Here is a 3,654-nt window from a genome sequence, read left to right as displayed (position 1 = left end):
CCGAGGACCGTTCCGTCCTCGGCGGTGTTCTGCTCAGTCTCGGTCTTGTGTCGGCGGAAGCCGATGTGTAAAAAGTAGTCGCCATTCCGAACAGTGAGTGTGCTTTCCGTGACGCTCCATTCGTCGGAGTCGAGGTACTGGCGTTGGTAGCCATCATCAGAGTCGGGGAGGGTGAGGTCACACCTGACGCGACTCTCCGTGGTGGAAAGCGACACGGTGTCGTCGTCGAACAGCGTCATCGTTCGTGTGTCGTACTTCACCGTTGGTGCGGTGAAGGTCGGCTTGCTGACCCTCTTCCCTTGGGATCGACGTTCGATATAGCCGGTGATGGCTTGTGCGGCTTGGTGGGTGGCGAGAATCGCGTGCTGACTACCGGGGTCGGTGTGTTCGCGCACATCATCGTAAACGAGGGGCTATACGTCGCTCTTGGCGTTACACTTGCCCCACGCTTTGTTGGTGGCGAGTTGGCAACCGCGTTTCCACTCGGTGATGGTATCTTCGAGGAGGTCGCGTTGCCCGTCCGAAACATCGAGACGGGTGATTGCCGTCCGACGCACGTAGTTGTCTGCCACAATTTCAATGCGGAAGGGTGGCTGCTTATAGGCTAGTGTTTGTGACCAATACGAACGCTCTCCTCCCCTTCCTACTCGCTCCCGTCGGTCGCTCCTTGAGGAAGGGGACTCCGCGCTACCGCTTCAGTTGAAAGTAGAGGAGACAGGGGCAGCCACTTGTGCATGAGTGAGCGTTGTGAGAACGGCGCCAACGCTTAGTACGGAGCAAGATTTAATTCGGCAACTACTGTGAAGGGCGAGGCTTTCGCCTCGAATTTCCCGTAATTCGTGGCTTTTGTTGTTCCCTTCGAGCGGGGAGGAGGTCAATCTGATATCGATCAGGACCCGCCCGTGTTCGCTGTTCCACTACCCGAGATCGACGGCGACGACGAAGTCCCGTTCGTGATGGTGACCGAGTACGTATTCGGGCCGAGCAGGTCCGTAGCGCTGGTGATAATGTTGTCATTCGAGTCTTTTAGCGTACAGTCCATTGAAATCGTGACATTCGTTGTGTTGCTGCCTCCGTCGGTCGTCGCCTCAAAGTTGGACGCGTCGAGTGCTCCACCGTTGTTCGAGAGCATACTGATCTCCGAGATCGTCTGGTTGAATGATCCGCTCGTTGTGGGCTCTGCGACGTCAAACGAATACGGCGTATTGCCGATGGTTGTTTCACTCGTTGATGACGTGCTCACTTTCCACGTCACTTCTACCGTTGCGACCGGCATCCCCTGGTCGGACCAGTCGATCGTGATGTCAGGATTTATTGTGAGCGTGTTCAGCTTGCCATCGCTCGTCGTAATGTTCACGTCATTCGCCGTGAAGCCGCTCGCGGCCAATGCTGGCTCTGACGCGGACAGTAGGGCGGTGCTGCTCAGTACCCCCGCCGCCCCCACGACACCAGCTCTCTTCATCACGTCTCGCCTAGTCTGATCAATCATACTAGTACATCGAGTGTCATTCAGAATGTATAACCGGCCTACATACTGACTCGGATGGACACTCGTTATAAAGAGAGAGCCTAACGAACGAACTGCCTCTCGAAGTACCGACTCGTCACGTCGCGCTGGAAGAAGCTAGCTGCTCGTCGTGTTGTTCTCTTGGTTTGTTGCTTGATCGACGGCTTCTTCGATCTGTTGTTGCTGGAGATACTGATCGTAGTACTCGCCGGGGAGCACCGCGGCCAGATCTCCGTCCTCGAGTCCGTTCACGAATGTTGTTGCGGGGGCGGTGAGGCGCAGGAGGCCATCCTCGGGCGCAGCGTTATCGATTGTGACTGCGTCAGCATTCTCCACGGAGTCCTCGAACGTGGTTGTCGCATTCGTTATCAGTTCTTCCTGTCGACTCTGGAGCTCCTCTTGGGCTTCCGTTCGCGTGATATTTCCATTCTCAAGCTCTGTCTGAAGCTCTTCCTGAAAGCTGCTGAGCGCTTCTTGATCCCCTTGGACTTGTACGGTCAGTGTTGCTTCTCCCTCGGGTGCTGCGCCCTCGTCACCATCAGCTGTTGTTCCCTCGTCACCCTCAGTCTGTGATTGAGTCGTGGGACCGGAGCACCCAGCAAGAGCGACGCTTGCACTGGTGCCAGTCATTGCGAGAAACGATCGACGGCCTGGGCTCTGTTTCATCTCATTTCTCTTGTGGAAAATCGCTTGTAACTCTTGTCTTTCCGAGAGAAATGGAACGCGAACGACTTCTGGGACCACTCTGCGAGACACGTTCCTTGTGTCTCTATAGGGTGCTTACCGCACGTACTGCTCTTCGTAGTAGCGGCTCGCCACCGCCCGCTGGCTGCACCCTCTATCGTGAGGGAGATTGTCGATCGTCGTCTTGGTCTCGTCAGGGCCGTCGATCCGGACCTGCGCGCCACACTCGTCACACCGGAGGAACTTCGGCTCCGTGATCGCGAGCCCATCCACAGAGGGCGGGCTGCCCGACGGCACGATCGCGAAATGCGTCTCCGGCGAGCTGAATGAGCGCATCGTCACGGCCCCTCCAGTGTATCGACGAGTGACACGGCCGTCACGGGCTCGCCGTCGACGCGGAGCTCGCGCAGCTGCTGGGTACCGACGAACCGCATCCCGTCGCCACCGTCCTGGCGCTGCTTGCGCTCGACGAGCAGCGCTCTCCAGGGCGCGTCCGGCGTGCGCTGAAAGTCGAGCTCGCGACGGATACCGTCCTCGCCGACGTACTCGACCGTCGGGAGTGGCTCAGTCATCGCCGCCCTCCTGGCCGTCTTGGTGGGACCACCGCGGATCGCTCGTCAGCGTCTCCACCGTCGACACGATCTCGGCGCCGGTGTCGGGCGTCCGTGGGTGACTGTTCCCACGCGTGACGATGAGCTCGACGTAGTCGTCTGCGACGCGATCGACGACAGCGGTGAAGCGCGGCTGCGGCTCCCACAGCGGCACGTCGTGCGGTTCGGGCACGTCATCCAGGTCGGCCCGAGACTCGTCACACTGCCACGTCTGTCCCGCTTCGACGGCGCCGGCGCGAGCGACGAGACTACTCATCGTTACCCTCTTTATTACTCCGTCCCATACCGTAGAATGCGGCATCAAGGCACGCGATTTCGTCTCCACGCTCGACCTGCTCACCGGCCTCATAGTCGCGCAGGTCGGGCACCCACCCGAGTTCTTGACACCACTGCGCGACCGCCCAGCGAGCGACCTGTTGTTCGTCGCCGTCCCAGTTGCCGTCGTAGCGCTTCCCCTCGAGGAGCAGCATCACGAGGTAGTCGATCGGATTCTCGGCGTGCAGCTTCTCGCCGTCGACGGCGAGCCGAAGCGAGCTGTACTCGGGCCGCGAGTCGGGGACCGTGTCGTCTTCACGCGCCTGCCGGAGCTGCTCGTTGACTGCGTTCGCATGATCGTTGTCAGTCACTGCTCGAGCACCTCCGTCCGGCCGTCCATCGTTGCGATCCGCGGCGCACCCTGCACGGCAGCACCAAGTCCGGTATCGATCGCCGAGCGGTTGACCCATCCGGGAATGACGACCGATCCTCTCGCTTGACATCCTCCCCGCGCTGAAGCGCGAGGATTCTCACGGCACCGCGCCGCTGAATTGGGATATTGTGGTTTACGATGTGACCTGTTCTTGAGGCGCGAAT

6 protein-coding genes and 1 pseudogene are annotated in these 3,654 nt (G+C 59.6%); all 7 read right to left on the bottom strand.

Going from position 1 to position 3,654, the window contains the following annotated elements:
• A pseudogene (locus tag DJ69_RS09395) lies at positions 1 to 491 on the bottom strand (RNA-guided endonuclease InsQ/TnpB family protein); the annotation flags it as partial.
• A gap of 398 nt (positions 492 to 889) precedes the next feature.
• Positions 890 to 1,489 carry a twin-arginine translocation signal domain-containing protein gene (locus DJ69_RS09390; protein WP_099255364.1) on the bottom strand — a complete coding sequence of 200 codons (600 nt, stop codon included), beginning with the start codon at positions 1,487 to 1,489 and terminating at the stop codon, positions 890 to 892.
• 135 nt (positions 1,490 to 1,624) lie between these two features.
• Positions 1,625 to 2,173: a hypothetical protein gene (locus DJ69_RS17880; protein WP_144050418.1), complete on the bottom strand. Its 549-nt coding sequence runs from the start codon at positions 2,171 to 2,173 to the stop codon at positions 1,625 to 1,627.
• 114 nt (positions 2,174 to 2,287) lie between these two features.
• Positions 2,288 to 2,527 (bottom strand): hypothetical protein, encoded by a 240-nt coding sequence (locus tag DJ69_RS09380; protein WP_099255362.1) that lies wholly within the window; start codon positions 2,525 to 2,527, stop codon positions 2,288 to 2,290.
• A gap of 2 nt (positions 2,528 to 2,529) precedes the next feature.
• On the bottom strand, positions 2,530 to 2,763 hold the full coding sequence (locus DJ69_RS09375; protein ID WP_099255361.1) for a hypothetical protein: 234 nt from the start codon (positions 2,761 to 2,763) through the stop codon (positions 2,530 to 2,532).
• Positions 2,756 to 3,058, bottom strand: a complete 303-nt coding sequence (locus DJ69_RS09370; RefSeq protein ID WP_099255360.1) for an SNF2/RAD54 family helicase — start codon at positions 3,056 to 3,058, stop codon at positions 2,756 to 2,758. Before DJ69_RS09370 ends, DJ69_RS09375 begins: the two co-directional genes overlap by 8 nt.
• Positions 3,051 to 3,428, bottom strand: a complete 378-nt coding sequence (locus tag DJ69_RS09365) for a hypothetical protein (protein WP_245851609.1) — start codon at positions 3,426 to 3,428, stop codon at positions 3,051 to 3,053. Before DJ69_RS09365 ends, DJ69_RS09370 begins: the two co-directional genes overlap by 8 nt.
• Positions 3,429 to 3,654 lie beyond the last annotated feature (226 nt).

The sequence above is a fragment of the Halorubrum persicum genome, assembly GCF_002727125.1.
Classification (GTDB): Archaea; Halobacteriota; Halobacteria; order Halobacteriales; family Haloferacaceae; genus Halorubrum; species Halorubrum persicum.
The sequence above is the reverse complement of the archived record's forward strand: the minus strand, read 5'-3'. Positions and strand labels throughout refer to the sequence as shown.

Excerpts from the sequence above, each read along its gene's own strand:
- DJ69_RS17880 (WP_144050418.1), bottom strand. The coding sequence starts at position 2,173 with ATGAAACAGAGCCCAGGCCGTCGATCGTTTCTCGCAATGACTGGCACC.
- DJ69_RS09380 (WP_099255362.1), bottom strand. The coding sequence starts at position 2,527 with ATGCGCTCATTCAGCTCGCCGGAGACGCATTTCGCGATCGTGCCGTCG.
- DJ69_RS09375 (WP_099255361.1), bottom strand. The coding sequence starts at position 2,763 with ATGACTGAGCCACTCCCGACGGTCGAGTACGTCGGCGAGGACGGTATC.
- DJ69_RS09370 (WP_099255360.1), bottom strand. The coding sequence starts at position 3,058 with ATGAGTAGTCTCGTCGCTCGCGCCGGCGCCGTCGAAGCGGGACAGACG.
- DJ69_RS09390 (WP_099255364.1), bottom strand. The coding sequence starts at position 1,489 with ATGATTGATCAGACTAGGCGAGACGTGATGAAGAGAGCTGGTGTCGTG.